This window comes from Bacillus sp. GW821-FHT01G09, assembly GCF_059422205.1.
The window spans coordinates 351,559-378,326 of the sequence record NZ_JBWKWL010000002.1; the positions used below are offsets into that span (position 1 = coordinate 351,559).

Genomic DNA, 26,768 nt, shown 5'->3' on the forward strand with positions numbered 1-26,768 from the left:
ATAGAATGAAAGACGGTGAGGACATGGAACCCTTCATGGGCGAAAACTTTTTATTGAAAAATGAAACCGCTGTCAGCCTCTATCATAATTATGCGAAAGACATGCCAATTATTGATTACCACTGCCACTTAAGTCCGAAAGAAATCTATGAAAATAAGACATTTCAAAACATCACGGAAGCCTGGCTGTATGGTGACCATTATAAATGGCGCATCATGAGAGCCAATGGAATTGAGGAGACATACATCACCGGAGATGCGCCTGATGAGGAGAAATTTATGGCTTGGGCGAAAACCGTGCCGATGGCGATTGGTAATCCACTCTACAATTGGACTCACTTAGAATTGCAGCGTTTTTTTGGCATTTACGAGATTTTAAACGAGAAGTCCGGGCCGGCTATATGGAAACGGACAAATGAACTGCTCAAAGGGGAGGGCTTCGGGGCAAGGGATTTAATCGTGAAATCAAATGTAAAGGTTGTGTGCACCACGGATGACCCTGTCGATTCTCTTGAATACCATCTATTATTAAGAGAAGACAAAGACTTTCCTGTCAGCGTGCTGCCTGGATTTCGGCCGGATAAAGGACTTGAGATCAATCGTGAAGGCTTTACTGAGTGGGTGCAGGCGCTTGAAGATGCCGCCGCCATATCCATTACAACCTATGATGCGTTTTTAAAGGCGTTGGAAAAACGAGTGCGATTCTTCCACTCAGCCGGCGGCAGAGTTTCTGATCACGCGATCGATTCAATGGTATTTGCCGAAACAACAAAAGAAGAAGCTGGACGGATTTTTTCTGACAGATTACAAGGAACAGAGGTTTCTTATGAAGACGAGAAGAAATTTAAGACATATACGCTTCAGTTTCTTTGCGGTTTGTATGCGGAGCTCGATTGGGCGATGCAGTTTCATATCAACGCTTTAAGAAACACAAATACAAAAATGATGAAAAGGCTCGGACCTGATACAGGCTATGATTCAATGAACGATGAAGAAATTGCCAAGCCTTTATACAAGCTGCTGAACTCAGTTGAGATGAAGAACCAGCTGCCGAAAACGATTTTATATTCACTGAATCCAAATGATAACTATGTCATCGCCAGCATGATCAACAGTTTTCAGGACGGTATTACCCCGGGAAAAATACAATTCGGCACAGCCTGGTGGTTTAACGATACTAAAGACGGGATGCTCGACCAAATGAAAGCGTTATCAAATGTTGGACTTTTCAGCCGCTTTATCGGCATGCTCACCGATTCCAGAAGCTTTCTTTCGTATACGCGTCACGAATATTTCAGGCGGATCGTCTGCAATTTGATTGGAGAATGGGTGGAAAACGGCGAAGTGCCGCGCGATATGGAGCTTCTGGGAAGCATCGTTCAGGGGATTTGCTATGACAATGCGAAACACTACTTTCAATTTCAAGAAGAGAAAGCAAACGTGTAACAAAATATCCGCTCAGTATCCCTGAGCGGATCACTATCCGAAAATTCTTAAGGCACAGAGGTGGAACATGCGAACTGAACTGGCAAATAAGGTTGTGTCGGTCGAAACGGAAAAAAGGCTTTCATTGAAAGAGAAAATGTCCTATGGTTTTGGTGATTTTGGCAATGGTTTTATGTTTGATCTCGGCCAGATTTATTTATTGAAGTATTTCACTGATGTAGCGGGAATCCCCGCTGCGATGGCCGGCGGCATTTTTTTAGTCAGTAAGCTGTTTGCGGCGATAACAGATCCAATTGTCGGCTCATCAATCGATTATCGCAAAAATATCGGCAAACGGGGGAAATTCAGGCCTTATCTATTAATTGGCAGCATCGTGCTTGCGGTGCTTACTGTTCTTATTTTTCTGTCTCCCAATGTATCAACGACCGGAAAACTGATTTATGCATATGCATCCTATATGATTTGGGGCATCGGCTATTCGTTTGTGAATATTCCGTACGGCTCATTAGGGGCAGCGATGACTCAAAATTCTGAGGACCGGACCTCCATTTCGACGTTCCGCCAAATCGGATCACTTGGCGCCTTGTTTATCACAAGTGTTGCCGTGATGCCGCTGCTCATCAAGTTTGATAATCCGAAGGTCGGCTACCCGGTGGTCATGGGCTTGTTCGCCGCACTCGGTGTGCTTTGGTTTTATATTTGCTACCGCAACTGCAAAGAGCGCATTGTCATATCGGAAGCACCCAAAGAAAAATTAACACTCTCATCTGTCGTCAAAACATTTATTACAAATAAACCGCTGTTAACCCTTGTCCTGATGACGATTTTTTCAATTTCCGCATACAACATTAAATCCGCCATGCTAGTCTATTTCGCACAATATAACCTGGGCAATGTTGAATTAATGGCTTATATGAACTTTATAATTATCGGTTCTTCCTTTTTGGGCGTCGTATTCCTTCCAAAGCTCGTCAAGATGTTTGGAAAGAAACGAACGGCAATGATCGGCTTCGGCATCAGTGTGGCCGCGGATCTGATCAACTTTATGCTTCCATCTAACGTTTATGTGTTTACAATTCTCGCCAGTATCGCCTTTATTGGAATCAGTATCCCAAATGGCATCACGTGGGCTCTTGTCTCCGATATTATCGACTATGGCGAATGGAAATCCGGTGAACGGAAGGAAGCAACGACATATTCACTTTTCAATTTCTCCAGAAAGCTTGCTCAATCTTTGTCTGGCTTTCTCTCGGGGATCGGTTTGGGGATTATCGGCTATGTGCCGAATGCAGTCCAGACAGCACAGGCGCTGATTGGCATCAAAGCGCTGCTTCTTCTGTATCCGGCCATTGCTTTGGCATTAGCGATGATCATTATCGGCTTTCTTTATAAACTCACAGACCAGCAGCATGCTCAGATCGTTCAGGATCTTCATCAAAAGAACTGACAATATAATATAAAGAATATTTAAAATAATTTGTAAATAAAATGTGTTTGTAGGGGTTTCGCTAGGGGAGTGCCCAAAAAACTGAAAAGGAAGGAGGCACTTGTTTGAAAACGATAACAATTGCAGCTGAAGAAGCAAAGGGACTCGTTCGGCAAAAGCTGGCCGGTGCCGGTTTGAATGAACGAGATGCTGAAAAAGTAGCAGATGTTCTCGTGCACGCTGATTTGCGCAATGTACATTCGCATGGCGTGCTGCGCACAGAACACTATGTGAACAGGCTTTTAGCGGGAGGGATCAATCCTGGGGCACAGCCTGTTTTTAAAGAAACGGGGCCTGTGACCGGGGTGCTTGACGGAGACGATGGTTTCGGTCATGTGAATTGCGACATGGCGATGGACCATGCAATTGACATGGCGAAGAAAAAAGGAGTCGGCATGGTCACGGCCGTAAACAGCAGCCATTGCGGAGCGCTAAGCTATTTTGTGCAAAAAGCGGCTGACGAAAAGCTGATCGGAATGGCAATGACGCATACAGACAGTATCGTTGTCCCGTTTGGGGGGAGGACTCCTTTTTTAGGGACAAATCCGATTGCTTACGGTGTTCCGGCTAAGCATAAAAAACCGTTTATCTTAGATATGGCGACATCCAAAGTGGCTTTTGGGAAGATTCTGCAGGCCCGTGAAGAGGGCAAAGAAATTCCTGAAGGATGGGGAGTCGATGAAAACGGAGAAGCAGTAACTGATCCTGACAAGGTCGTCTCACTTTCAACATTCGGCGGCCCGAAAGGCTATGGACTATCGATTGTAGTGGATGTGTTTTCCGGATTGCTGGCGGGCGCGGCTTTTGGCCCTCATATTGCCAAAATGTACAGCGGCCTTGATCAAAAAAGAAAGCTGGGGCATTACGTTTGCGCGATCAATCCAGCCTTTTTTACTGACTGGGATACGTTTTTAGAGCAGATGGATGACATGATTGATGAACTGCAGCAATCACCGCCGGCTGTTGGATTCGAAAGAGTGTATGTGCCCGGCGAGATCGAGCAGCTGCATGAAGAAAGAAATAAGAAAAACGGAATTTCTATCGCCCGGAGCGTGTATGAATTCTTAAAAAGCAGGTGAGAAAAATGAAAGCGGTTCAAGTGCGAAAAGCGTATGATCTGGTGACAGCGGAGGTGAAGAAGCCAGTTCTTTCAAAGGATGATGAAGTGCTCGTGAAAGTCAAGCGAGTCGGCATTTGCGGTTCAGACATGCACATTTATCATGGAACGAATCCGCTCGCTACCCTCCCGAGAGTCATCGGACACGAGGTAACGGGACAAGTGGAGGAAGTTGGTGCGAAAGTACAGAGCCTAAAACCCGGTGATCATGTGGTAATTGAGCCGATTTCTTATTGCGGATCGTGCTATGCCTGCCGCAAAGGGCGGCCGAATGTTTGCGCCAAGCTTTCTGTATTTGGCGTACATGAGGACGGGGGCATGCGGGAATATATTGTGCTTCCGGAAAGGCAGCTTCACGCGGTCTCAAAGGACTTGCCTTGGGAGGAAGCAGTCATGGCCGAGCCTTATACGATAGGCGCCCAGGCAGTGTGGAGAGGCCAGGTGGAAAAAGGTGATACCGTCCTGATCCAGGGAGCGGGGCCCATCGGGATCTGTGTGTTGAAAATGGCAAAGCTGGCGGGCGCTGCTGTCATGATGACTGACTTGAACAACGAGCGGCTGGCATTTGCGAAAGAGAACGGCGCCGATGCTGTTGTAAATGTCCAAGCAGAACATGTTGCCGAGCGGGTCCATGAATGGACTGGGAATGAAGGAGCAAACGTGGTCATTGATGCTGTTTGCCTGCCGGAGACTTTTGCACTTTCAATTGAGGCTGTGTCACCGGCGGGACATGTGGTTGTGCTTGGATTTGATGAAAGAGCGGCTCAGATTTCTCAGCTGCCGATTACAAAAAAAGAAGTCACGATAACCGGATCGCGATTGCAGACCAATCAGTTTCCAAAAGTGGTAGAGCTTTTGAATAGAGGCCGGTTAGTGCATAACGGGCTGGTGACCCATACATTTTCAGTTGATGACGTTCATCATGCATTTCAGTTTATTAAGGAGCAACCAGATCAGGTGCGAAAAGCCGTCATCACGTTTGATTAAATGACTGAATCCGGAGGTGCGAGCATGAATATGACATTCCGATGGTATGGAAGAGGCAACGATACAGTCACACTTGAACACGTGAAGCAAATTCCCGGTGTCAAAGGCATCGTTTGGGCTCTCCATCAAAAGCCTGTCGGCGACGTGTGGGAAAAAGAAGAAATCAGAGCCGAGACCGAATATATTCAATCCTATGGTTTTCATGCTGAAGTTGTAGAAAGCGTGAATGTTCACGAAGCAATTAAACTTGGGAACGAAGAACGCGGCCGGTATATTGAAAACTACAAGCAAACGATCCGCAACCTTGCCGGATTTGGCGTGAAAGTGATCTGCTATAATTTTATGCCGGTTTTTGACTGGACACGCACGGACATGTTCCGGCCGCTAGAAGATGGATCGACCGCTCTGTTTTTTGAAAAGGCCAAGGTGGAAAGCCTTGATCCTCAAGAGCTGATTCGGACGGTGGAGGAAGCATCTGACATGACACTGCCGGGGTGGGAGCCAGAAAAATTGGCTCGGATCAAAGAGCTTTTTGCTGCCTACAGAACGGTCGATGAAGAAAAGCTATGGGACAATTTATCATTCTTTTTGCAGGAAATTCTTCCTGTTGCTGAGGCCTATGGTGTTCAAATGGCCATTCATCCGGATGACCCGCCGTGGCAGATTTTCGGACTGCCGCGCATTATCACAGGAGAGGCAAGCTATAAGAAACTGCGGGCGATATCAGATTCACCGTCTAATTGTATCACCCTTTGTACAGGTTCAATGGGAGCCAATCCCGCTAACGACATGGTGGAGATCGCTAAAACGTATGCCGGCATCGCTCCATTTTCACATATTCGCAATGTGAAAATTTATGAGAATGGTGATTTTATTGAAACATCTCATTTAACAAAGGATGGTTCGATCAACATTCAAGGCGTGATGGAAGAACTGCATAAGCAGGATTACGAAGGATATGTCAGACCGGATCATGGGCGCCATCTTTGGGGCGAGCAATGCCGCCCGGGATATGGCTTATACGATCGGGCACTTGGCATCATGTATTTGAACGGGCTGTGGGACGCCTATGAAGCAATGGCAAAAAAAGAGGTGGACGTATGATCCCGCTGCATGAGAACCTGACTGGTAAAACGGCTGTCATCACTGGCGGCAGCGGCGTGCTTTGCTCTGCGATGGCACGGGAGCTAGCCCGTCATGGCATGAAGGTGGCGATATTGAATCGGACGGCTGAAAAAGGCCAAGCGGTCGTGAAGGAGATAACGGCGGCTGGCGGCACAGCGTGCGCTGTTGCTGCGGATGTGCTGGACAGGATGTCACTGGAACGGGCAAAGGAAGACATCCTTGGCCAATTTGGCGCTGTTGATCTGTTAATTAACGGGGCTGGCGGCAATCATCCTGACGCGATAACCGATGTGGAGACATATGAAGAAGCGGGAGAAGGCCAATCCTTTTTTGATATGGATGAGAGGGGCTTTCTAACTGTATTCTCCACCAATTTCACCGGTGCGTTTCTGGCCTCGCAAGTGTTTGGAAAAGAGCTGCTGAAAGCCGATTCACCGGCGATCATCAACCTTTCTTCCATGAGTGCTTATTCACCTATGACGAAGGTTCCGGCATACAGTGCCGCGAAAGCATCCATCAATAATTTTACGATGTGGATGGCTGTTCATTTTGCCGAAACCGGGCTGCGGGTCAATGCGATTGCCCCAGGCTTCTTTCTGACAAAACAAAATCATGATCTGCTGATCAACCAAGACGGAACGTTCACCAGCCGATCTCACAAAATTATTGCGGGAACACCGATGAAGCGCTTCGGAAAACCCGAGGATTTGCTCGGTACGCTTCTTTGGCTGGCGGATGAATCCTATTCCGGTTTTGTCACTGGGATCACCGTTCCTGTCGATGGAGGATTTATGGCTTATTCAGGTGTGTAACGAAAGCGGTGCAACAGAAACTGAACCAACATAGGGGTGAGGTTGAGATGTTTTCAAAAGATAAGCTTCCCGTTATCCTTTTTTTGTTCCTGGCAGGGGTGATTAATTACCTGGATCGCTCGGCGCTTTCCATTGCAGCTCCTTTTATTCAGGATGATCTCACATTGTCTGCCACGCAAATGGGCTTGATTTTCAGCAGTTTTTCGATTGGTTATGCGATTTTTAACTTTCTTGGGGGCGTGGCATCCGACCGCTATGGGGCAAAGCTGACCTTGTTTGTCGCGATGGTTGTTTGGTCGCTGTTTAGCGGAGCAGTCGCCCTCGCTTTTGGCTTTGTCAGTCTGCTGATTATACGCATTCTCTTCGGAATGGGAGAAGGCCCGCTTTCGGCGACCATCAACAAGATGGTGAACAACTGGTTCCCGCCGACCCAGCGGGCGTCCGTTATCGGTGTAACCAACAGCGGCACGCCGCTCGGGGGAGCCATTTCCGGCCCGATAGTCGGCATGATCGCAGTGGCGTTCAGCTGGAAGGTATCCTTCGTTCTCATTATGATTATTGGATTGATATGGGCAGTGCTCTGGTTCAAGTTTGTCAAAGAAAAGCCGCAAGAGACGATCAAGGAAGCACCGGCAATAAAAGCAGAAACGTCTCCCGGAGAAAAAATTCCGCTCACCTTTTACCTGAAGCAAAAAACGGTCCTGTTCACGGCGTTCGCTTTTTTCGCTTACAACTACATCCTCTTCTTCTTTTTGACGTGGTTTCCGAGCTATCTTGTCGACGAGCGGGGATTAAGTGTTGAATCGATGAGTGTCATCACGGTCATACCGTGGATTTTAGGATTTATCGGGCTGGCTGCAGGGGGATTTGTTTCTGACTATGTGTACAAAAAAACGGCCCGAAAAGGTGTGCTGTTCTCGCGCAAGGTTGTGCTTGTCACGTGTTTGTTTTCATCAGCTGTCCTGATTGGTTTTGCCGGGCTTGTGGCAACGACTGCGGGGGCTGTCACTCTTGTCGCTCTGTCAGTGTTCTTTCTTTATTTGACCGGTGCTATCTATTGGGCTGTCATTCAAGATGTGGTTGATCAAAACAATGTCGGTTCTGTTGGCGGCTTCATGCATTTCCTCGCCAACACGGCAGGAATTATCGGCCCGGCTTTAACCGGATTTATTGTTGACCAAACAGGCACGTTTTCTGGAGCATTTTTGCTTGCCGGAGGGCTGGCTGTCTTCGCTTCACTTGCTGTGATTCGTTTTGTCCGTCCAATCATCGGCAAGACAGCGGGAACAGAAGCGGAAAACCCTGTGTCTTATTAATCTGGAAATACAGTGGGAGAGGCGGTATGTTTGATGATACAATATACAGTAAATAATCGCAGCCGGTATGATAAGGAAGGGAATTAGATGGTAACCATAAAAGATATCGCAAAACTCGCAAACGTATCCCACACAACCGTTTCCAGAGCACTCAACAACAGCCCTTACATCAAAGAACATACGAAGAAAAAAATATTAGAGCTAGCAGAGCAGCTCAACTATACACCAAATGTAAATGCGAAAAGTCTCGCGATGCAAAAGTCGCATACGATCGGGCTTTTCTTTACAAGCATTACAAACGGAACCTCACACAGCTTCTTTGCAGACACAATTAAAGGCGTCAATCAAGCCATAAGTGAGGATTACAATCTGTATGTGCGCGGCATTGATGATCTGAAAAACTATGACTCCGTTACACCGATGAGATATGACGGCATCATTTTAATGAGCCAAAGTGACATTGATAATTCTTTTATTTACCATATTCGCGAAAAAAACATTCCGCTTGTCGTGCTGAATCGTGATATTGATGATCGCACCATCACGAATATTTTGTCCAATGACAAGGAAGGCTCTCAAGAAGCTGTAGAATACTTCATTCAGTCCGGACATCAAGACATCGCCATCATCGAGGGGATCGAAGGCTTTAAATCTTCCCAGCAGCGAAAGGAAGGCTACTTATCTGCACTGATTCAACATCATATTCCGATCAAGCATGAATACAGTGTCAAAGGACAGTACGATATGGAAAGCGGCTTTCAAGCGATGGAGCGGCTGCTGGCACTGCCGAATCCTCCAACCGCTGTTTTTTGTTCCAATGATGACATGGCAATCGGAGCGATGAATGCGATATTCGCAAAGGGCCTGCGCGTCCCTGATGATATTTCGGTGATCGGGTTTGATGATATTGGGTTTTCACAGTACATCACGCCAAGGCTTTCAACAGTAAAGCGCCCAGTGGAGAAAATCAGCGTGCTTGGCGCGCAAAAACTCTTGTCTCTGATCAGCAAGCCCGAAACAAAAGCAGAAAAAATCTTGGAAAACACAGAATTTATGGTGCGTGATTCAGTCAGACGATTGACGACGTGATGTCCCGTTTTTCAGCGGGCATTCTTTATACAGAAAAATGTTAACGTGTGCATAAAAAGAGGGAGGCAATAGGGGTGCAGAAGCTGAATAAAAGTATGTACGATCACTATACTCAGTATCCAGAAAAAATTCTCCAGTTCGGAGAAGGAAACTTTCTTCGGGGATTTATCGATTGGCAGATTGATCAATTGAATCAACACACTGATTTTAATGGGAGTGTGGCGGTTGTTCAGCCAAGGGGTTCAGAAAAAATCAAACGATTAAATGAGCAAGATGGATTATATACGCTTTTTTTACAAGGAATGAAAGACGGAGAAGCGGTAAACGAGCATATGATTATCAACTCAATCAGCCGGGGAATTGACCTGTTTTCTGATTATGAAGCATACAAAGAATTGGCATCAAGCGAAGAGCTTCGGTTTATCATCTCCAACACCACTGAGGCTGGGATTGTATGTGATGAAAAAGATCGTTTAGAGGATAGGCCGCAAAAAACATTCCCTGGGAAATTAACTGCATTTCTCTACTTCCGCTATCAGGCTTTTAAAGGAGATCAGACAAAAGGGTGTGTCCTAATCCCATGTGAGCTGATTGAGAACAACGGTGAAAAGCTGAAGGAAACGGTTCTTCATTATGCAGGTCTGTGGAAGCTTGAGGAAGGATTTACACAGTGGATTCATGAGGCCAATACGTTTTGTAATAGTTTAGTAGACCGGATTGTTCCGGGTTTTCCCGTCGACAGCATTGATGAGATCACGGCAGATCTTGGCTATCAGGATGATTTGATAGTTGTGGGAGAGCAATATTATTTATGGGTTATCGAGGGGCCTGATTGGATTGGAAAAGAACTTCCCTTTGCGGCTGCAGGGCTGCATACAAAGATCGTCAGCGACCTCACCCCATACCGGACTAAAAAAGTAAGAATTTTAAATGGCGCTCATACAGCAATGACGCCAGTGGCTTTATTATACGGCTTGAAGACTGTTAGGGATGCAGTCGAGCATCCGGAAGTGGGGCGATTTATAAGAGAGCTGATTGATGACGAAATTCTTCCTGTTTTAAAAATGGAAGGTCTTTCTCAGTATGCTGACGATGTGCTGAACCGTTTTAAAAACCCGTATATTAAGCATTACCTGGAAAGCATTGCATTGAACGCCATTTCCAAATTCAAAACGAGAAACCTGCCGACTCTTAAGGAATATGCTGAACAAAAGGGACAGCTTCCTGAACGCTTGGTGTTTTCTTTCAGCGCTCTTCTGTATTTTTATCATGATAACGAGACATTGCAGGATGATCCGGCAGTGCTTCAATTTTTCAAAGAGGTTTGGTGTCAGGAGGATGGCGACATGCTTCGGATTGCATCAAGAGTGTTAGGCGAACAGTGGCTGTGGGGGGCAGATCTCAATGAGATACCGAAGCTGACTGATAGAGTCGCTGTTTACTTGAATCATATTCATGAGCTGGGCATGCAGAGGGCTCTTGAACAATACTGCATACAAGGGGGAGAGGTACGTTGAAGTCGTTTATAAAGATTCATAAGCAAGATAATGTCCTTCTTGCTCTGCGGGATATTGAGAAGGGAGAGCGGCTGAATGCGGATGGCATGTCGATTGAAGTGAAGGATGATATAAAAAGAGGCCACAAGATTGCGCTTCAGCCTATCAAAGAAAACGACAGCATCATCAAATACGGGTTTCCAATCGGGCATGCAACACAAGATATATCCATCGGAGAGCATATTCATGTCCATAATACGAAAACAAACCTGTCTGATATCCAAACATACAGCTATACACCGAGATTTGATGAAAATCCGTACTCAAATGAGAACCGGACGTTTAAAGGATTTAAAAGAGAAAACGGAGTTGCCGGTGTACGCAATGAATTGTGGATTGTCCCAACTGTCGGCTGTGTCAATGGGATAGCAGAAAAAATGCTGCAGCGTTTTGTCAGAGAAACAGGGGATATCACTCCATTTGATAACGTACTGGTGTTAAAGCATCAATACGGATGCTCGCAGCTTGGCGACGATCATGAAAATACGAAGCAAATCCTGCTGAATGCTATTCGCCATCCAAATGCCGGCGGCGTCTTGGTGTTAGGGCTTGGCTGTGAAAACAATGAGCTGGCAAGAATGAAGGAAGCACTGCAAGATGTGAACCTGGAGCGGGTGAAGTTTCTGGAATCCCAGTCGGTGACCGACGAAATGGAGGCAGGCGTTGCTTTGCTGAAGGAAATTCATGAAGCGGCCAAAGGAGATAAGAGAGAAGACATTCCGCTGTCTGAACTGAAGATCGGGCTGAAATGCGGAGGTTCGGACGGTTTTTCCGGCATAACCGCAAACCCGCTGCTTGGACGTTTTTCAGATTATCTCATTGCACAGGGAGGGAGTACTGTGCTGACGGAAGTACCGGAAATGTTCGGCGCAGAAACCATCCTGATGCAGCGGGCTGCCAATGAAGAAGTGTTTCATAAGATAGTCGATTTAATCAATGATTTCAAACAATACTTTATTAAACATGATCAGCCGGTGTACGAAAATCCTTCACCGGGCAACAAAGCGGGCGGCATTTCTACACTTGAGGATAAATCGCTGGGCTGTACGCAAAAAGCGGGGATTTCTCCTGTCACGGATGTCTTGAAATACGGGGAAGTGCTCAAGACAAAAGGGCTGACGCTTTTGAGCGCGCCAGGCAATGATTTGATCGCCTCCTCCGCATTGGCGGCTGCCGGCTGCCAAATTGTCCTCTTTACAACGGGAAGAGGCACGCCGTTTGGCACCTTTGTCCCGACTGTGAAAGTAGCGACAAACACCGAGCTGTATGAGGCGAAGCCGCATTGGATTGATTTTAACGCAGGCCTTTTAGCAGAGGATGATGTTCATGAGGAATATGTGCTGCGTGAGTTTATCCACTATATGATAGAGGTGGCAAGCGGCCAGCTTGTGAACCATGAAAAAAATGATTTCAGAGAACTCGCCATTTTTAAATCGGGTGTGACGCTATAATAAGAAAAGGCTATCCTTCAAGCGCGGATAGCCTTCTTCATTAAATCAATTTTAAACCGCTGACTAAAATAATGGACGCCATAATAAATTGCAGCGGACGCGGGGAGAATCGAGGCGAAAGATGGCTTCCGATCAGCACGCCGGGAATTGAACCAATGAGCAGATTAGCTGCCAGCATGTAATCCACGCTTCCGAAGCTTGCGTTCAAAATGCCTGCTGCCGTAACAAGAAGAAATGCATGCGCGATATCGGTTCCGACAATCTGTGACGCTTTCATGTTAAATAAGTAAATCATGGCGATTGCAAATAATGAGCCGGAACCGATTGATGTTAATCCGACGATAAACCCAAACACCACACCAATAAGAATTGTCAGCGCCCTCTTATTTTCAAGCGGCATCAGCTGCCAGCGGTTGGGGCGAAGTTTTCTATCCAAAAACAAACGAACGATGATTGAAATGGCAACCAGCGTTAACACATATCCTAGGGCATGCTTAATAATTTCTTCCTGATGCTGGTGAAAGGCGGGGAACAAATGCAATATGCCAATGGCTAGCGAAGCACTCGGAATACTGCCGATGGCTAAGTATTTTACCAATTTAAAGTTAATCGTTTTCTGCCGCCAATGGGAGGCAACGCCAAACAGCTTTGTGATCGAGTTATATACAAGATCCGTACCGACCGCGATGGAAGGATTAATTCCAAGCACAATTAAAAGGGGAGTTAATAAGGCCGCTCCACCCACTCCCGTCAATCCGACTAAGGCTCCGACAAACAAACCCATCAATATGATGCTTACACTCATGATAAAGGCCTCCTGAAAACCCGACTATTTTTATCAGATTATATATGATTAGGACGCGTTAATCAATTAAATTTTTTGAATTTTTGCACGTCAGCTGCTTGAAATTTTGGTATGCTCAATATCTCTATTCATTTGCCCTATAATGAGTGTCTGGACGAAATCGAGAAGTACTAAAGGCGCAAAAAAAAGATACCTCTTAACAGGTATCTTTTTTCTTGTTTACGCTACATGCGCTGCTGATAGAAAGGAAGCTCAGTGTGGCCCATTTCCCGCACATACACGAACAGGTTGCCTTTATGGTGAATTTCATGCTCCATTGCAAGCTGAAGCAGCGCGCGGCCTGTGACTTTTCTGCCGAAAGCGGATGTCAGATCAATTTCTCTGTCCAGCTGCTCTTCAGTCAGCTGTTCAAGGATAGCGGCCGTTTTTTCTGTATATGTTTTTGCCAGAACATTGAGATCTGTTTCTGTTTCTTCCTGCTTGTTTTGAAATGGTGAGGCATTGCCTTCCTTAATGACATTTGCGAACAAGTGGAAAGACGTAAGAATGTGTTTGACCAGCTCTTCTGCTGACATTGATGTTTCTGCCGGTTTGTAGCTGTAATGGTCTTTGCTGATTTTTTCGGCAAGCTCATTGGTCACGTTTCGATGGGATAAAAAATGGCTGACAATTTGATTGGATTGGCTCATTATGATCTCCTCCATATGTAAAAATAAATGGTGCAATGAAATCCTATATCAACGGTTATGAATTCACAAGTAATATGCTGTGGGATGAAACAAAATGCTATGTCAATCGTATATATAACGTTCACAAAACATGAAATGGAGTATAAACATGACTAACATACCTTTCATTTATCAGTACGAAGAAAAAGAGAATGAAAGAGCTGCGGCGGGCTACGGCACTTTCGGTTACCTTATCACACGGATTGAAGAAACGCTTTATGATCAATACGGTGTATTCTATGAGCTCTATGCCAGTGATGATCCAAATACGGAATACTGGGAGCTTCTTGTAGAAGATGTCCGCAGCGGTTCATTGGAGCCTGAGCATGTGGCATATATATTTGAAAAGCTTGAAAAGAAAACCTTTGCTTACGATGAAGATGAGAAAGAACCGGATTATACCGTCCATAAGTCTATAAGAAACAGTGTATACGCGTATCCTGAAAAGGGAGTTGCTTTTGCCAGAATTCCATATTTTCAAGATGGGAGCATTATGAGTTTTGATTGTCTGTTTGCGGTTAACGATGAAAAGATGCGTGCATTTCTGGAGGGAGTCAGACCGCGTCTTTGGGAAAAAAGCAAGCGGAAAGTGACCGTGTTTACGGATGGAGATGGAGGGACTTCAAGAGAGCAGGAAGCCATTGTCAGAGAGGTTCAGCGGAGTCAAGTCATCATGAATCCGCTATTGAAAAAAGAGATATACAGATCAATTGATCAGTTTTTTCATAGTGATAAATCGTTTTATCAAACATATGACATCCCTTACAAGCGCGGCATTCTGTTATATGGACCTCCTGGAAACGGAAAGACGACGTTAGTGAAGTCGATCGCAGGCAGTATCGATGCACCTGTTGCTTATTGGCAAATTACTGAATTTACGTCGAGCGAGACAATAGAAGAAGTCTTTCAGGCAGCGAGACGACTCGCTCCTGCAGTTCTGGTCATCGAGGATATAGATTCGATGCCGGAAGATGTACGGTCCTTTTTTCTCAATACGCTGGACGGCGCGACATCAAAAGAGGGGCTATTTCTCATCGGTACGACAAACTATCCCGAAGAGATCGATCCAGGTTTGATGAATCGTGCAGGGCGATTTGACCGTGCCTATGAAATCGGGCTTCCGGATGAAGAGCTGAGGCTGGAATATATGAAAATGAGAGGCTTTGGCATCTTTTTGAGTGAAGGAGAAATAAAAAACGCCGCAAAACTTACAGAAGGCTTTTCCTTTGCACAGCTGGGAGAATTATATGTATCTTCAGCCCTTCAATGGCACCAAGAAGGGAATCACCATATTGAAACCATGGTGAAAGACATGACAGGAGAGCAAAGAAAAAGCCAGCGGAGAAGCTGGATGGAAAGAAACAAAGTCGGTTTTCACTAAAAGAAAGCACGGGTGTTTGAAAAACCCGTGCTTTTTGTTGCGGTTAGCCGAAATTCGACAATTGCGGTTATTTTGCGTTCTTCTTTTTCTTGCAAATATGATAAAATATGACATATCTCGGGTAATTCAAAAAGGGGGGATTAATTGAGGATGAAGCAGACGATTCCGTCCTCTTATGTCGGGCTTAAAATTAATGAATGGTATACTCATATCCGGCAGTTCCACGTCGCTGAAGCCGAACGGGTCAAGCTCGAAGTAGAAAGAGAAATTGAGGATATGGAAGAAGACCAAGATTTGCTGCTGTATTATTCTTTAATGGAGTTCAGGCACCGTGTCATGCTGGATTACATTAAGCCTTTTGGAGAGGACACGTCGCAGCTAGAGTTTTCAGAATTATTAGAAGACATCGAAGGGAATCAGTACAAGCTGACAGGGCTTCTCGAATATTACTTTAACTTTTTTCGAGGAATGTATGAATTTAAGCAGAAGATGTTTGTCAGTGCCATGATGTATTATAAACGGGCAGAAAAGAATCTTGCCCTCGTCTCGGATGATATTGAGAAAGCAGAGTTTGCTTTTAAAATGGCTGAGATTTTTTACAATTTAAAACAAACCTATGTTTCGATGAGCTACGCCGTTCAGGCATTAGAAACATACCAAATGTATGAAACGTACACCGTCCGCAGAATCCAATGTGAATTCGTTATTGCAGGTAATTATGATGATATGCAGTATCCAGAAAGAGCATTGCCCCACTTAGAACTGGCTTTAGATCTTGCAAAGAAAGAAGGCAATCCCCGCCTGATCAGTTCCGCCCTATATAATCTCGGAAACTGCTATGAGAAAATGGGTGAACTGCAAAAGGCAGCCGAATACTTTGAGAAATCTGTTTCTATTTGCAAGTCGGAAAAGTTCGATAATCTTCCGCATTCTATCTACTCTTTAACACAAGTTCTGTATAAACAAAAAAATGACGCCGAAGCGCAAAAAAAGTATCGTGAAGGATTGGAAATCGCCCGTCAATACAGTGATGAATTATTTGTGGAGCTTTTTCAATTTTTACATGCGTTATACGGAAAAAATATTGACACAGAATCGGTCTCACACACCTTTCAATTTCTTGAAGAACATATGCTGTATCCTTATATTGAAGAGCTGGCGCATGATGCTGCCCAATTCTATATAGAAAACGGACAGCCCGAAAAAGCACTTTCATTTTATGAGAAAATGGTGCACGCACAAAAACAAATCCAGAGAGGAGATTGTTTATATGAAATCTAAATGGATGTCAGGTTTGTTGCTCGTTGCGGTCGGGTTCAGCTTTACTCAGGTGATGGTTCATGCAGGTGAAACAGCAAACACAGAAGGGAAAACATTTCATATTGCGGCACGCAATCAAACATGATGCATAAAAAAGACCCTTAAGGGTCTTTTTTATTTCTTCAGCTTCCATTCTTTTATCGTCAGCTCAGAAGATCCACTTGCCACCAGCGGATCCGCATGCCCGATTTCCGCTGCCTCTTCCAGTGAATTTGCTTCGATGACATACGCTCCGCCTGTGGCGTCGCTGAATGGCCCAAACATTTTTAAACGTTTTTCTGCTTGTAAACGATCCAGAAATTCATAGTGCCCAGCCACATGCTCCTGATTAAATTTCTCCGTTCTCATTGTCAGCATTAAATATGTATACATATTCAGACCCTCCGTGAACTTCAGTTTAACACATTTATCCATATTACGGTGATAGATGATATGAGCTTTTCGTCCTACGAATGCCACCTATTTATGAAAAAAGAAAAGGAGAGATGATAGGTGAGCATTCCAGTAAAGAAAAATTTGGTTTCTGAGGCGAAATACGCGTTGAAGTGTCCTAATGCAATGTCCGCTGAATACATTACCATTCACAACACGGCAAACGATGCATCAGCGGCCAATGAAATCAGCTATATGATCGGGAACACAAGCTCGACAAGCTTTCATTTTGCGGTCGATGATCAAGAGGTGATTCAAGGTCTGCCGCTTAACCGAAACGCCTGGCACACAGGTGACGGCACAAACGGTCCGGGAAACCGCAAATCAATCGGTGTTGAGATTTGCTACAGCAAATCGGGAGGCCCGAAGTATGAGGCAGCTGAAGCCTTGGCGATTTCATTTGTTGCACAGCTTTTGAAGGAGCGCGGCTGGGGCATCGATCGTGTGAGAAAGCACCAGGACTGGAACGGAAAGTATTGCCCGCACCGCATTTTATCAGAGGGGCGCTGGGATCAAGTGAAGGCGGCAATTGAAAAGGAATTAAACGGGGGCTTATCAGCTAAAAAAGCTGCAGTCTCTTCTTCAGCGTCTGTATATCAGGTGAAAAAAGGCGACACATTGTCAGGGATTGCCGCATCACACGGAGTCAGTGTGAAAACGCTGCAAAGCATCAATCATATTACTGACCCGAATTACATTAAAGTCGGACAAGTGATCAAACTGCCTCAGACGGCATCTGCTTCTAAAAGCCATGCCGCATCCTCATATCCTCTCCCATCCGGCGTGATCAAAGTGACAAGCCCGCTGACGAAAGGGACAAAAGTAAAGCAGGTGCAGACCGCTTTAGCCGCTCTTTATTTTTATCCTGATAAAGGAGCGAAAAATCACGGCGTTGACGGCGTTTATGGCCCGAAAACAGCAAATGCAGTGAAACGTTTTCAGTCTGTCAGCGGTTTAACGGCTGATGGGATTTACGGTCCGAAAACGAAAGCGAAGATGGAGGAAAAGCTGTAAATGAAAAGACGGAAGCTGTGAAGCTTCCGGCTTTTTATCTTACATACAGACTGCGGCAAGCACCTTTTGAATATCATAAATGCTCTCATCTTTTTTAAACTGCTTTGAGACGGCAGGAAGTTCTGCGCCGGAAATCCAAATTTTCAGCTCTGAATCGAGGTCAAAGCGGCCGGCCGTTTCCACGCTGAATCTGGAAATGCTTTTGTACGGAATCGATTGAAACTCCGTTTTCTTGCCTGTGATTCCCTGCTTGTTCACAAGAATAAGCCGCTTGTCAGTGAAGACAATCAAATCGCGAACCAGCTTAAACGCGGCTTCAACCTTCTCACCCTCAAGTAAAATATGAGCAAGCTCTTCTTTTACAGCAGCCGTTGGCAGTGTTGACGCATTGCCGAGTAATCCATCAATAAACCCCATCATATACCTCCTCTGCGTATTCTATCAAATCATACTATAAAAAAGGTTTTCATTCATAGATGAGTAGAGTAAACTGGTGCTGACTGGTAAAGGGGGCGTTCAAAATGGAAGATATGTATGACAGCTTTGCGGCCCTTTCTGCTTCTGAGTCGGAGTACCGGATTATTTATGAGGAGAAAAACGGAAGTGAGCTTATCGTCCTCGGTCCTCACGGCGGCAGAATTGAGCCTGGCGTCAGTGAACTGGTGCGGGCATTTTCGGATCGATGTTCCATCTATTTGTTTGAGGGTCTAAAGCAGCGAAACAACCGTTCCTTGCATCTCACTAGCATTCGTTTTGATGAGCCGCTGGCTTTAGAAAAAGTGAATGACCACCATTACGCATTAGCGTTTCACGGGTATTATGATCCGAAAATCCCGCATACATTGGTCGGGGGGGCGGATCGTAAAAAAGCCAAGCTCATTTGTGAGCGTCTGAATGAAGCAGGTTTTAGCGCCGAGCTCACTAATGAGAAAGACCGCCTGGCAGGTGTACACCCAAACAATATTGTCAATCGGACGAAAAGAGAAATGGGACTGCAATTGGAGGTAAGCACGGCACAGCGAAACGCGCTATTCCGCAATTTTGGGTGCCGTGATAAAAGCTACATACAAAACGATTTGTTTGATCGATATGTGGAAGCCGTCAAGCTTGGCTTTTATAAATAAAACTAGACGGGACCTGCACGGTCGGCCTATTCCTTCATACGCTGGGGTTGTGCGAAAGTGTAGGAGGAATGATTCATGTTTTATCATATAAAAGAGCTTCAATATCAAGCAAAGCCAGCTCATCCCGATCCGGTTTATGCGAAAAAACTTCAAGAGGTGCTCGGCGGCCAATTCGGTGAAATTAGCGTCATGATGCAGTATTTGTTTCAAGGGTTTAACTGCAGGGCGGATGCTAAGTATAAAGATTTGTTATATGATGTGGGGACCGAAGAGATTGGGCACGTAGAAATGCTGGCAACGATGATTTCCAGACTTCTGGACAATGCACCCGCGGATGTACAGGAGGATGCTTATAAAAGCAATCCCGCTATTGCAGTAGTCATGTCAGGGATGAATCCTCAGCACGCGATTGTGTCCGGATTGGGGGCGATGGCATCAGATAGTGAGGGCTATCCGTGGAATGCAAAATACATTATCTCAAGCGGAAACCTGCTGGCCGATTTTCGCGCTAACTTAAATGCGGAGGCCCAAGGACGCCTTCAGGTGACACGGCTTTATGCCATGACCGATGATCCAGGGGTAAGAGATATGCTGTCATTTTTGATTGCAAGGGATACCTATCATCAAAATATGTGGTACGCGGCCATTAAAGAGCTGGAGGAAAGAGAACGGGATATTGTCGTCCCGACGACGTTTCCGCGTGAGCTCGAAAAGCAGGAAGTCTCCTATGACCTGTTTAACTTTTCCAGGGGAGATGAAAGCTCACAAGGAAGATGGGCACATGGGGAAGCCTTTGACGGCCGGGGTGAATTCAGGTATATCCCGGCTCCGATTGCGTTCGCATCTGCGCCTCATCTTAAACCGGCGCCCATGTGGCTGCATAATACAGTTCCCCCAATGTCGAAATGTTAGGTTCTCTTCTGGGCTGAGGAATATATCCTCAGCCCTTATTTGATCAGATGTTTTTGCCAATATGATATAACGCTTTTTCCTCAGCGACCTGCAAGTGCTGCTGATCGCCTTCCTCGTACGCATGTGGCCGCTTGTGAGATAATAAATAAGCGAGCCGCTTCTGAAATTGAATACCTGCTTTACGCCGTTCAAACATGTCAAGCCTTTTATCAGCAAATTCCTTTGTTACCCGGAATACCGCCGAAATTGTGGCGAGTGCCTGGCTTCTCCATTGCGGCAGTTCCATCTGCAACAGCATAAAGGTTGGCACACAGAAGTGGTACATAAATTGATTTGCCTGGAATTCCTGAAGCTCTCTGAAGAGCTTGTTCATCTGAAAATGATTGCCTGCATGCTTTAACACGTGGCACAGCTCATGGCCAAAATCCTCCCATTGCTCTTCCCGTGACTTTTTTTGGTTTAATACGATACTGTACATGCCGTCGTATTTCACCATCATGCTCCCCATATCCTCAAAATGCACCCAAATATCCAGATCCTTTGCGATTTTCAGCATGTCAATGTGATGAGGGGATGTGATGCCCAGCCGGCCGTATAAATTTTTAACGTATTCCTCCAGATGTGATAAGTAATCGCCCAATTGAATACTCCCTTTCGAACATTTGTTCTGTTTTTAGCGAGAAAGAAAAGCCCGTATAGGACTGGAAAGTAGTGTAGAAATCTTTCCCTTTTCTTTAAAAAATAAACACTTTTTTCTTTATATCGGTCTACTTTTTATATGTTTTAGAGAACAGAGAACGATTTATTTATTTTTCGGTTTGCGGTTTTTCTCTTTTTCTTTTAAATAGTTGATAAATTCGATGGCCTGCTGTTTGCTTTCTGGGGAAAAATCCTGCATATCGCGGTATGCAAGCTGCAGGTCCGGATCTGAGAACATATCGTCATCGGATTTTTTGTCTTTTCCCGTTAATAAGTAATCAGTCGTTACTTGAAAGTAATCAGCCAGCTTTTGGAGTGTGTCGTAATCAGGTTCGCTTCGCCCATTTTCATAGTGGGAATATCGTGCCCGTGACACACCGATGTGTGATGCGATTTCTTCCTGTGTCCTTTTCCCTCTGAGACTCTTCAATCTGCCGCCTATCATACTATGACCTCTCTTTTTTAAACTCCCTAAGTTACTTATGATTATAGATACAATATGTATCAAAATAAAGTTATGATAAAAAAAGTATCAAAAATAACTTGATGATACATTTAGTATCGTTTATACTTGGTAACATCCGATACAAAATGTATCAAAAAAAGATCAGGAGAGTGATCACATGTATCCGATCCAAATCGTTTTTAGTGAAAGTCCCATAGATCAGCGCCATCTCGGACAATCCGGCGGCACCATTTCGTTTACCGCATGCGGCCTTCCGGTGTTTCACTTTGAAACGCAGGAACAGTTTCAAGCATACATGATGTTAAAAGGAGAAGCGGCGTCCAATGAAAAACGATAAAAGCTATCCTTTTCCGACGTATTCAGGGTTATTGAATTCAGAACATTATGACAAAATTGGCCCGGCGCTATGGCTGTTTCTCTGGTTTATCAGCTCAACAACAAAAGAAATCGAAAAAGACGGCGTAAGCTGGGGCATCGTACTCGGCCATAAGCCGTTAAAAGCGAGAGAAATGGCGGCAGTCTTCGGCGTAAGTGAAAAAACCGTCAGAAGATGGCTGGAGCTTCTCGAAAACCATGATTACATAAAGGCCGTCCGTGCGCCATACGGACTGATGATTTCGGTAAAGCATTCCAAAAAATTCAGCTTCAGATCGGACAATACTGTACACGGGAGTCTAAAAGAACGGCCATTTTCGCCGCAGACACCGGACACAAACGACCGTACAGATATAGATAAAACAAACAAATATACTGCTGCTGATGATGCAGTGGATCACATTGCGAAGCGGTTTACACAATTACGGTCGGCTCAAGAAGGACGCACCGTGTATCCTTCCTCAAGAGATTATCAAGCCATCGCCCGCATTGTTGCCATCGGCGTTCCTGTCACGCAAACAATCAAATGGCTTGAAGAATGCTTTCAGGCTTTTGAAAACCGGCGGACCGCCGCTTCTGAAACAATCAAGGCTTTTCGCTACTGCTCGAAATTCATTGAAGATCGATTTTTCGCGCAGCAAGCCAAAAAGAATGCCGCAATTCAGCATGAGAGGATGAAAAAACATGACAAAACGAACAATCGAACAGATTTTGGACGAGCTGAGAAGAGGGAGACGTCCATTACTGGCGGACAAACCGGCCGAATCAGACGCAAGCAGGTATGATTGCCTGCGCTGCAAGGATCAGGGAGGTTATCTCGTCAGGCAGAATGGCCTGGAAGTCTGGACGATGTGCAGCTGCATAGCAGAACGGAAAGTGAAGCGGCTGCTGGGTGCAAGTGAGATTACCCACGCTTTCAGACAGCTCGGCTTCAAGGAATTCCGCACGGAGGGAAAGCCGCAGGCCATAAAAGACGCATTTGAGTGTACAAAAGAGTATGTTGCCGATTATGAACAAATCAAGGATTGCCGAAAAAACAGCATTGCCCTTTTAGGACAGCCTGGATCAGGGAAAACACACCTTTTGACTGCCGCTGCCAACGAATTAATGAGAACATGCTATGTGCCTGTCATTTATTTTCCGTTCGTGGAAGGCTTTACTGATCTGAAAAATGATTTTGCCCTATTAGAAGCGAAGCTGAACCGGATGAAGCAGGCGGATGTGCTGTTCATTGATGATCTGTTTAAACCGGTTAACGGCAAACCCCGCGCTACAGATTGGCAATTAGAGCAAATGTATTCGGTACTCAATTATCGCTACTTAAATCATAAACCGATTTTGCTTTCTAGCGAGCTGACAATTGAAGCACTTGTACGGGTCGATGAAGCGCTCGGCACGAGAATCTATGAGATGTGCAGTGACTATTTAGTGATTATCAAAGGAGCAGCCTACGAGCTTAACCATAGATTGGAGGGCGTCAGATAATGTGCAAGCTTTGTCAAACAAAGAAAGTCATTGTGGAACATACCGGTATTGGGGTCGTTTTTCATCCATGTCCGAACTGTCGGTCCGGCACTGACTTAACGCCTGTCATTCAAAAGCTGGAGCAAATGCTGACAGCGGGAAAAGCGAGGCTGAATATCTATGATTAAACAGCTGACTGCTCTAATCACTTTGCTGTTTCGGGCAAAGCGAACAGAAAAAAACATTGAACAATGGTATAAGGACGACGGGAAGTGAAAGTGTTGGTAAAGACAAAACAGGCAGAGAAAAGCCCTGCGCCGTGGCGTGCTGTCCCGTGCGGGGATACGAAACCGATCTATATTTATTCAGCTTACAGTGAAGAAGAAAAAGAAAGATTCCCATATTCAAACGGACGGCTGATTGCCGCTGTATTTGACCTCAGCTCTTATTCGCAAAAAAGCAATGCCACTTTGATGGCCGCTGCGCCTGAATTGCTGGAAGCGTCTAAAGCAGCGCTTGATTTTCTGAAAGGGAATTCTGTTCATTCAAAGGAGCGCATCATTCAGCTATTAGAAAAAGCTGAAGCAAGCGCTGCACCGAAAAGGGGAGGAAATAAAACATGATTCATCCTAAAAAACTGCTGCATATCGATTCCGTCACGCTTAAGAGCCAGCTGGAGGACGGGAAAATCCGTGTCATTATTGTGGATGGCATCAAGCAAGAAGCATGGATCACAGAAGCGCCCGAGCATGGAAAAACGCTCGTCGAAACAAGAAAGGGCGACCTTGCCCGAGTGGAATTTGAAATCGGCTACAAATTAAATTAAAGCGAAAACAGAATACGTCCAAGACGGAAAGCCTGCGGACACTGATCAACTGTACAGCATTTGTGCGTTGATTGGTGTCCGTTTTTTATTTGCCAAAAATGAGGAGGATCATAGAATGCAAGACTTACTATTTGAATATAAACGAACGCTCAAACAAACAAGAAACCAATATAAACCGCTCGCTGAGGCAGATGAATCCGTGCTCTCAGCTGAAGAGCTGAAGGATAAAAAAATCATTAGAAATATGATTACTGATCTTGAATATGTAACAGAGTGGCTTGAAAAAGGAAGGCAGCCCGGCATCAGACGGGCGATTGACCGGCGTGATGCCTACCAGCGGCTGATGATCAAGGACCCGAGGATCATCGAATCATTTTCCAGCGCTATGATGTTTGAGCCGGACGGACAGGTATCAGAAGAGGACAGAGAGAGAATTCGAGAAGCATTAGCCCTGTTAACGGACAGAGAAAAGGAAATGTTTTTGCTGCATAAGGTAGAATGTTTTTCTTATGAACGGATCGCCGATCTTCTCGGCGTAAAAAAATCGACAGTGCAAACGACGATTAAACGGGCGATTGTAAAGGTGCAAAGACAGCAGAAAGAAATGAATCGATCACTTGCCTGAAAGCTTGTCATACGTTTGCCACCTATAAGTGAATAGCATGACACATAAGCGGCTGGCTGATCAGCCGCTTTTATGAATAAACAACCATGCTGGAGGTGGCGGTGATGCCGTAGCATGAAAACACAACTTCGCGAACAAGCATTAGCAATCTATCAACAACATCAAGGAAAGATCACAAATCGGGCGATTGCGGACACAATCGGTGTTTCCGCGAAAACAATCGGCATCTGGAAAAAACAAGACAAATGGAAAGAGGCGCTGTTTTCTGCGTCCAAAAACGAACAAAAACAGCGCCCTATAGACAACGATGAATTAAATGAACGCCAGCGGCTGTTTTGCCTGTATTACGTCAAAAGCTTCAATGCCACACAGTCAGCAATCAAAGCGGGCTATTCTCCGGACAGCGCTCATGTGACGGGCAGCCGGCTCTTAAAAAACGAAAAGGTCGCTGCTGAAATCAGACGCATAAAAAAAGAAATGGTCAATGAGATGTTTATTGAAGCGATGGATGTGCTGCAGGTTTATATCAAGATCGCGTTTGCGGATATTACGGACTATGTGACCTTTGGAAAAAAAGAGGTCCAGGCTGTCGGGAAATCGGGTCCGCTGTTTGATGAAGATGATAACCCGATTATGAAGGAAATCAGCTTTGTCGATGTCAAAGACTCCGGGCTCGTTGACGGCACCATTGTAACGGAAGCAAAGCTTGGCAAAGAAGGCATTGCCATCAAGCTTGCAGATAAAATGAAGGCGCTTGAGAAGCTATCCTTATATTTTGATTTGTTTCCAGATCAATTTAAACAAAAAATAGAAAATGAGAAATTGAAGCTTGCCAAACAAAAAGCGGAGAAAACAGATGACAGCCAAGAGCCGATTGAAATTATGATCAAACGAAAAGAGCGCAAGTCATGATTGTAAAAGAAATCAACCCACATTTCGAAGACTACGTGTTCAATTGGGAGCAGACGTACCAGTTTCTTGTCGGCGGCTACGGCTCATCCAAAAGCTATCATACCGCATTGAAAATCGTGCTAAAGCTGCTGAAGGAAAAACGGACGGCCCTTGTGATCCGGGAGGTGTTCGATACCCATCGGGATTCGACCTTCGCCTTGTTTCAAGAGGTGATCGAAGAGCTCGGTCTCACAAAGGCCGTGGCATCTCTTTCTTCCCCGCTGCAGCTGCGATTTCACAATGGCAGCCGGATCATGTTCAAAGGAATGGACAATCCGGCAAAATTAAAATCGGTTCATAACATTTCATTAATATGGATTGAAGAGTGCTCAGAGGTGAAGTATGAGGGGTTCAAGGAGTTAATCGGACGTCTTCGCCATCCTGAGCTGAAGCTTCATATGATCTGTACCACCAATCCCGTCGGCACCTCCAATTGGACGTATAGGCATTTTTTTCGGGATGAACGCAAGAAACGGTTTGTGCTGGATGACAGTGAACTTTACGAAAAGCGGACGATTGTAAAGGGAGATACGTATTACCATCATTCCACCGCTAGCGACAATCTTTTTCTCCCGGAAAGCTATCTGAAACAGCTTGACGGACTCAAAGAGTATGATCCCGACCTGTACCGGATTGCCCGCAAAGGACGATTCGGCGTCAACGGGATCAGGGTGCTGCCGCAGTTCGAGGTACTCCCGCATGATCAAGTGAAAAAATGTATCGCAGCCATCAGCAAGCCAATCTTTCGTACAGGTATGGATTTTGGATTCGAGGAATCCTATAATGCCGTCGTCCGGCTTGCTGTAGATCCTGAAAAAAAATACCTCTACATTTATTGGGAGTATTATCAAAATAAAATGACAGATGATAGGACGGCTGAGGAGCTGCGTGAGTTTATTGAGACACAGGAATTGATCAAAGCCGACTCGGCTGAGCCGAAAAGCATCCAATATTTCCGCCAGCAGGGCTTTCGGATGGTTGGAGCCAGAAAGTTTCCCGGATCCAGGCTTCAATATACCAAAAAGGTAAAACGGTTCAAAAAAATCTTCTGTTCGGACCGCTGTGAAAATGTCATCTATGAGCTCAAGACACTTACGTATGCCAAAGATAAAAACGGCGCGCTGATAGAGGATGAATTCACGATTGACCCGCATACGCTTTCTGCTATTTGGTATGCGCTTGATGATTATGAGGTTGCTGATATGAAAGAGACAGCAAACAAACGTATCCGGCCGAACCGGGAAAGGAGGAGGTCATAAATG

General features: G+C 45.3%; 31 protein-coding genes. 25 read left to right on the forward strand and 6 right to left on the reverse strand.

Annotated features, from left to right (window positions below; translation table 11 throughout):
* Window positions 1-23: 23 nt before the first annotated feature.
* The 10 genes from uxaC to AC07VD_RS07290 all read left to right on the forward strand — a co-directional run bounded on the left by uxaC (window position 24) and on the right by AC07VD_RS07290 (window position 12,384).
* Complete coding sequence (gene uxaC / locus AC07VD_RS07245; protein ID WP_124059747.1) at window positions 24-1,445, forward strand: glucuronate isomerase; 1,422 nt, start codon at window positions 24-26, stop codon at window positions 1,443-1,445.
* Between the two features lie 67 nt (window positions 1,446-1,512).
* Complete coding sequence (locus tag AC07VD_RS07250) at window positions 1,513-2,892, forward strand: MFS transporter (protein WP_038428817.1); 1,380 nt, start codon at window positions 1,513-1,515, stop codon at window positions 2,890-2,892.
* Window positions 2,893-2,996: 104 nt separating this feature from the next.
* Window positions 2,997-4,010 (forward strand): ureidoglycolate dehydrogenase, encoded by a 1,014-nt coding sequence (allD, locus tag AC07VD_RS07255; RefSeq protein ID WP_124059748.1) that lies wholly within the window; start codon window positions 2,997-2,999, stop codon window positions 4,008-4,010.
* Between the two features lie 5 nt (window positions 4,011-4,015).
* The gene (locus AC07VD_RS07260; RefSeq protein ID WP_124059749.1) at window positions 4,016-5,035 is read left to right on the forward strand and encodes a zinc-binding alcohol dehydrogenase family protein; all 1,020 of its coding nucleotides are present in this window, start codon (window positions 4,016-4,018) and stop codon (window positions 5,033-5,035) included.
* Window positions 5,036-5,059: 24 nt separating this feature from the next.
* Window positions 5,060-6,139 carry a mannonate dehydratase gene (gene uxuA, locus AC07VD_RS07265; RefSeq protein ID WP_124059750.1) on the forward strand — a complete coding sequence of 360 codons (1,080 nt, stop codon included), beginning with the start codon at window positions 5,060-5,062 and terminating at the stop codon, window positions 6,137-6,139.
* Entirely contained in the window at window positions 6,136-6,972 is an 837-nt protein-coding gene (locus AC07VD_RS07270; protein ID WP_003232752.1) for an SDR family oxidoreductase, read from the forward strand. Before uxuA ends, AC07VD_RS07270 begins: the two co-directional genes overlap by 4 nt.
* Before the next feature lie 47 nt (window positions 6,973-7,019).
* On the forward strand, window positions 7,020-8,288 hold the full coding sequence (locus AC07VD_RS07275) for an MFS transporter (protein WP_029946346.1): 1,269 nt from the start codon (window positions 7,020-7,022) through the stop codon (window positions 8,286-8,288).
* A gap of 87 nt (window positions 8,289-8,375) precedes the next feature.
* On the forward strand, window positions 8,376-9,377 hold the full coding sequence (locus AC07VD_RS07280) for a LacI family DNA-binding transcriptional regulator (protein ID WP_015383414.1): 1,002 nt from the start codon (window positions 8,376-8,378) through the stop codon (window positions 9,375-9,377).
* Between the two features lie 74 nt (window positions 9,378-9,451).
* Entirely contained in the window at window positions 9,452-10,894 is a 1,443-nt protein-coding gene (locus AC07VD_RS07285) for a tagaturonate reductase (protein ID WP_124059751.1), read from the forward strand.
* Window positions 10,891-12,384, forward strand: coding sequence for a UxaA family hydrolase (locus tag AC07VD_RS07290; protein WP_124059752.1), 1,494 nt, complete (start codon window positions 10,891-10,893; stop codon window positions 12,382-12,384). Before AC07VD_RS07285 ends, AC07VD_RS07290 begins: the two co-directional genes overlap by 4 nt.
* Window positions 12,385-12,424: 40 nt before the next feature.
* Here the strand turns inward: AC07VD_RS07290 and AC07VD_RS07295 are convergent, their stop codons facing one another.
* Together AC07VD_RS07295 and AC07VD_RS07300 are read right to left on the reverse strand one after the other, a co-directional pair.
* Window positions 12,425-13,189 (reverse strand): sulfite exporter TauE/SafE family protein, encoded by a 765-nt coding sequence (locus tag AC07VD_RS07295; RefSeq protein WP_014476525.1) that lies wholly within the window; start codon window positions 13,187-13,189, stop codon window positions 12,425-12,427.
* 224 nt (window positions 13,190-13,413) lie between these two features.
* Entirely contained in the window at window positions 13,414-13,878 is a 465-nt protein-coding gene (locus tag AC07VD_RS07300; RefSeq protein WP_014479541.1) for a DinB family protein, read from the reverse strand.
* 148 nt (window positions 13,879-14,026) lie between these two features.
* Here AC07VD_RS07300 and yjoB point away from each other — a divergent pair, with 148 nt between their 5' ends.
* The 3 genes from yjoB to phrA all read left to right on the forward strand — a co-directional run bounded on the left by yjoB (window position 14,027) and on the right by phrA (window position 16,703).
* Window positions 14,027-15,298 carry an ATPase YjoB gene (gene yjoB / locus AC07VD_RS07305; RefSeq protein WP_124059753.1) on the forward strand — a complete coding sequence of 424 codons (1,272 nt, stop codon included), beginning with the start codon at window positions 14,027-14,029 and terminating at the stop codon, window positions 15,296-15,298.
* Between the two features lie 144 nt (window positions 15,299-15,442).
* Window positions 15,443-16,579: a response regulator aspartate phosphatase RapA gene (rapA, locus tag AC07VD_RS07310; RefSeq protein WP_015252291.1), complete on the forward strand. Its 1,137-nt coding sequence runs from the start codon at window positions 15,443-15,445 to the stop codon at window positions 16,577-16,579.
* A complete protein-coding gene (phrA, locus tag AC07VD_RS07315; RefSeq protein ID WP_003245487.1) occupies window positions 16,569-16,703 on the forward strand; it encodes a phosphatase RapA inhibitor PhrA in 135 nt (44 codons plus the stop codon). Before rapA ends, phrA begins: the two co-directional genes overlap by 11 nt.
* A 29-nt stretch (window positions 16,704-16,732) precedes the next feature.
* Here the strand turns inward: phrA and AC07VD_RS07320 are convergent, their stop codons facing one another.
* The gene (locus tag AC07VD_RS07320; RefSeq protein WP_124059754.1) at window positions 16,733-16,990 is read right to left on the reverse strand and encodes a YciI family protein; all 258 of its coding nucleotides are present in this window, start codon (window positions 16,988-16,990) and stop codon (window positions 16,733-16,735) included.
* A gap of 120 nt (window positions 16,991-17,110) precedes the next feature.
* Here AC07VD_RS07320 and AC07VD_RS07325 point away from each other — a divergent pair, with 120 nt between their 5' ends.
* A complete protein-coding gene (locus tag AC07VD_RS07325) occupies window positions 17,111-18,064 on the forward strand; it encodes an N-acetylmuramoyl-L-alanine amidase (RefSeq protein WP_124059755.1) in 954 nt (317 codons plus the stop codon).
* 39 nt (window positions 18,065-18,103) lie between these two features.
* Here the strand turns inward: AC07VD_RS07325 and AC07VD_RS07330 are convergent, their stop codons facing one another.
* On the reverse strand, window positions 18,104-18,481 hold the full coding sequence (locus AC07VD_RS07330) for a PH domain-containing protein (protein WP_124059756.1): 378 nt from the start codon (window positions 18,479-18,481) through the stop codon (window positions 18,104-18,106).
* Between the two features lie 104 nt (window positions 18,482-18,585).
* Here AC07VD_RS07330 and AC07VD_RS07335 point away from each other — a divergent pair, with 104 nt between their 5' ends.
* A complete protein-coding gene (locus AC07VD_RS07335; protein WP_015252289.1) occupies window positions 18,586-19,188 on the forward strand; it encodes a poly-gamma-glutamate hydrolase family protein in 603 nt (200 codons plus the stop codon).
* 75 nt (window positions 19,189-19,263) lie between these two features.
* Window positions 19,264-20,100 (forward strand): manganese catalase, encoded by an 837-nt coding sequence (locus AC07VD_RS07340; protein WP_494721673.1) that lies wholly within the window; start codon window positions 19,264-19,266, stop codon window positions 20,098-20,100.
* 43 nt (window positions 20,101-20,143) lie between these two features.
* Here the strand turns inward: AC07VD_RS07340 and AC07VD_RS07345 are convergent, their stop codons facing one another.
* Window positions 20,144-20,740, reverse strand: a complete 597-nt coding sequence (locus tag AC07VD_RS07345) for an ImmA/IrrE family metallo-endopeptidase (RefSeq protein WP_024572596.1) — start codon at window positions 20,738-20,740, stop codon at window positions 20,144-20,146.
* 162 nt (window positions 20,741-20,902) lie between these two features.
* Window positions 20,903-21,244, reverse strand: coding sequence for an HTH-type transcriptional regulator Xre (xre, locus tag AC07VD_RS07350; RefSeq protein WP_003232719.1), 342 nt, complete (start codon window positions 21,242-21,244; stop codon window positions 20,903-20,905).
* A gap of 178 nt (window positions 21,245-21,422) precedes the next feature.
* Here xre and AC07VD_RS07355 point away from each other — a divergent pair, with 178 nt between their 5' ends.
* The 9 genes from AC07VD_RS07355 (at window position 21,423) to AC07VD_RS07395 (ending at window position 26,765) form a co-directional block, all read left to right on the forward strand.
* Window positions 21,423-21,602, forward strand: a complete 180-nt coding sequence (locus AC07VD_RS07355) for a YjzJ family protein (protein ID WP_019712457.1) — start codon at window positions 21,423-21,425, stop codon at window positions 21,600-21,602.
* Window positions 21,589-22,425, forward strand: a complete 837-nt coding sequence (locus AC07VD_RS07360) for a phage-like element PBSX protein XkdB (RefSeq protein ID WP_003245799.1) — start codon at window positions 21,589-21,591, stop codon at window positions 22,423-22,425. Before AC07VD_RS07355 ends, AC07VD_RS07360 begins: the two co-directional genes overlap by 14 nt.
* Window positions 22,325-23,125, forward strand: a complete 801-nt coding sequence (locus AC07VD_RS07365; protein ID WP_080009791.1) for an ATP-binding protein — start codon at window positions 22,325-22,327, stop codon at window positions 23,123-23,125. Before AC07VD_RS07360 ends, AC07VD_RS07365 begins: the two co-directional genes overlap by 101 nt.
* The gene (locus tag AC07VD_RS07370) at window positions 23,125-23,292 is read left to right on the forward strand and encodes a hypothetical protein (protein WP_003245588.1); all 168 of its coding nucleotides are present in this window, start codon (window positions 23,125-23,127) and stop codon (window positions 23,290-23,292) included. The genes AC07VD_RS07365 and AC07VD_RS07370 overlap by 1 nt, the downstream gene beginning before the upstream one ends.
* 84 nt (window positions 23,293-23,376) lie before the next feature.
* The gene (xkdD, locus tag AC07VD_RS07375; protein ID WP_217017602.1) at window positions 23,377-23,727 is read left to right on the forward strand and encodes an XkdD/Y8K6 family phage-associated protein; all 351 of its coding nucleotides are present in this window, start codon (window positions 23,377-23,379) and stop codon (window positions 23,725-23,727) included.
* A complete protein-coding gene (gene xtrA / locus AC07VD_RS07380; protein ID WP_003244900.1) occupies window positions 23,724-23,930 on the forward strand; it encodes a phage-like element PBSX protein XtrA in 207 nt (68 codons plus the stop codon). The genes xkdD and xtrA overlap by 4 nt, the downstream gene beginning before the upstream one ends.
* Before the next feature lie 115 nt (window positions 23,931-24,045).
* A complete protein-coding gene (locus AC07VD_RS07385) occupies window positions 24,046-24,555 on the forward strand; it encodes a sigma-70 family RNA polymerase sigma factor (protein WP_124059758.1) in 510 nt (169 codons plus the stop codon).
* 114 nt (window positions 24,556-24,669) lie between these two features.
* The gene (gene xtmA / locus AC07VD_RS07390) at window positions 24,670-25,467 is read left to right on the forward strand and encodes a phage terminase small subunit (RefSeq protein WP_019712461.1); all 798 of its coding nucleotides are present in this window, start codon (window positions 24,670-24,672) and stop codon (window positions 25,465-25,467) included.
* Window positions 25,464-26,765 (forward strand): PBSX family phage terminase large subunit, encoded by a 1,302-nt coding sequence (locus tag AC07VD_RS07395; protein WP_124059759.1) that lies wholly within the window; start codon window positions 25,464-25,466, stop codon window positions 26,763-26,765. Before xtmA ends, AC07VD_RS07395 begins: the two co-directional genes overlap by 4 nt.
* The last annotated feature ends 3 nt before the right edge of the window (window positions 26,766-26,768 follow it).

Coding starts and splice junctions, on each gene's coding strand:
- AC07VD_RS07295 (WP_014476525.1), bottom strand. CDS start 13,189: ATGAGTGTAAGCATCATATTGATGGGTTTGTTTGTCGGAGCCTTAGTC.
- xtrA (WP_003244900.1), top strand. CDS start 23,724: ATGATTCATCCTAAAAAACTGCTGCATATCGATTCCGTCACGCTTAAG.
- uxuA (WP_124059750.1), top strand. CDS start 5,060: ATGAATATGACATTCCGATGGTATGGAAGAGGCAACGATACAGTCACA.
- AC07VD_RS07330 (WP_124059756.1), bottom strand. CDS start 18,481: ATGGGGTTTATTGATGGATTACTCGGCAATGCGTCAACACTGCCAACG.
- AC07VD_RS07250 (WP_038428817.1), top strand. CDS start 1,513: ATGCGAACTGAACTGGCAAATAAGGTTGTGTCGGTCGAAACGGAAAAA.
- AC07VD_RS07300 (WP_014479541.1), bottom strand. CDS start 13,878: ATGAGCCAATCCAATCAAATTGTCAGCCATTTTTTATCCCATCGAAAC.
- AC07VD_RS07320 (WP_124059754.1), bottom strand. CDS start 16,990: ATGTATACATATTTAATGCTGACAATGAGAACGGAGAAATTTAATCAG.
- AC07VD_RS07260 (WP_124059749.1), top strand. CDS start 4,016: ATGAAAGCGGTTCAAGTGCGAAAAGCGTATGATCTGGTGACAGCGGAG.
- AC07VD_RS07335 (WP_015252289.1), top strand. CDS start 18,586: ATGGAAGATATGTATGACAGCTTTGCGGCCCTTTCTGCTTCTGAGTCG.
- AC07VD_RS07275 (WP_029946346.1), top strand. CDS start 7,020: ATGTTTTCAAAAGATAAGCTTCCCGTTATCCTTTTTTTGTTCCTGGCA.
- phrA (WP_003245487.1), top strand. CDS start 16,569: ATGAAATCTAAATGGATGTCAGGTTTGTTGCTCGTTGCGGTCGGGTTC.
- AC07VD_RS07370 (WP_003245588.1), top strand. CDS start 23,125: ATGTGCAAGCTTTGTCAAACAAAGAAAGTCATTGTGGAACATACCGGT.
- AC07VD_RS07355 (WP_019712457.1), top strand. CDS start 21,423: ATGTATCCGATCCAAATCGTTTTTAGTGAAAGTCCCATAGATCAGCGC.
- AC07VD_RS07365 (WP_080009791.1), top strand. CDS start 22,325: ATGACAAAACGAACAATCGAACAGATTTTGGACGAGCTGAGAAGAGGG.
- AC07VD_RS07395 (WP_124059759.1), top strand. CDS start 25,464: ATGATTGTAAAAGAAATCAACCCACATTTCGAAGACTACGTGTTCAAT.
- AC07VD_RS07340 (WP_494721673.1), top strand. CDS start 19,264: ATGTTTTATCATATAAAAGAGCTTCAATATCAAGCAAAGCCAGCTCAT.
- AC07VD_RS07270 (WP_003232752.1), top strand. CDS start 6,136: ATGATCCCGCTGCATGAGAACCTGACTGGTAAAACGGCTGTCATCACT.
- AC07VD_RS07385 (WP_124059758.1), top strand. CDS start 24,046: ATGCAAGACTTACTATTTGAATATAAACGAACGCTCAAACAAACAAGA.
- xre (WP_003232719.1), bottom strand. CDS start 21,244: ATGATAGGCGGCAGATTGAAGAGTCTCAGAGGGAAAAGGACACAGGAA.
- yjoB (WP_124059753.1), top strand. CDS start 14,027: ATGACTAACATACCTTTCATTTATCAGTACGAAGAAAAAGAGAATGAA.
- AC07VD_RS07360 (WP_003245799.1), top strand. CDS start 21,589: ATGAAAAACGATAAAAGCTATCCTTTTCCGACGTATTCAGGGTTATTG.
- xtmA (WP_019712461.1), top strand. CDS start 24,670: ATGAAAACACAACTTCGCGAACAAGCATTAGCAATCTATCAACAACAT.
- uxaC (WP_124059747.1), top strand. CDS start 24: ATGGAACCCTTCATGGGCGAAAACTTTTTATTGAAAAATGAAACCGCT.
- AC07VD_RS07280 (WP_015383414.1), top strand. CDS start 8,376: ATGGTAACCATAAAAGATATCGCAAAACTCGCAAACGTATCCCACACA.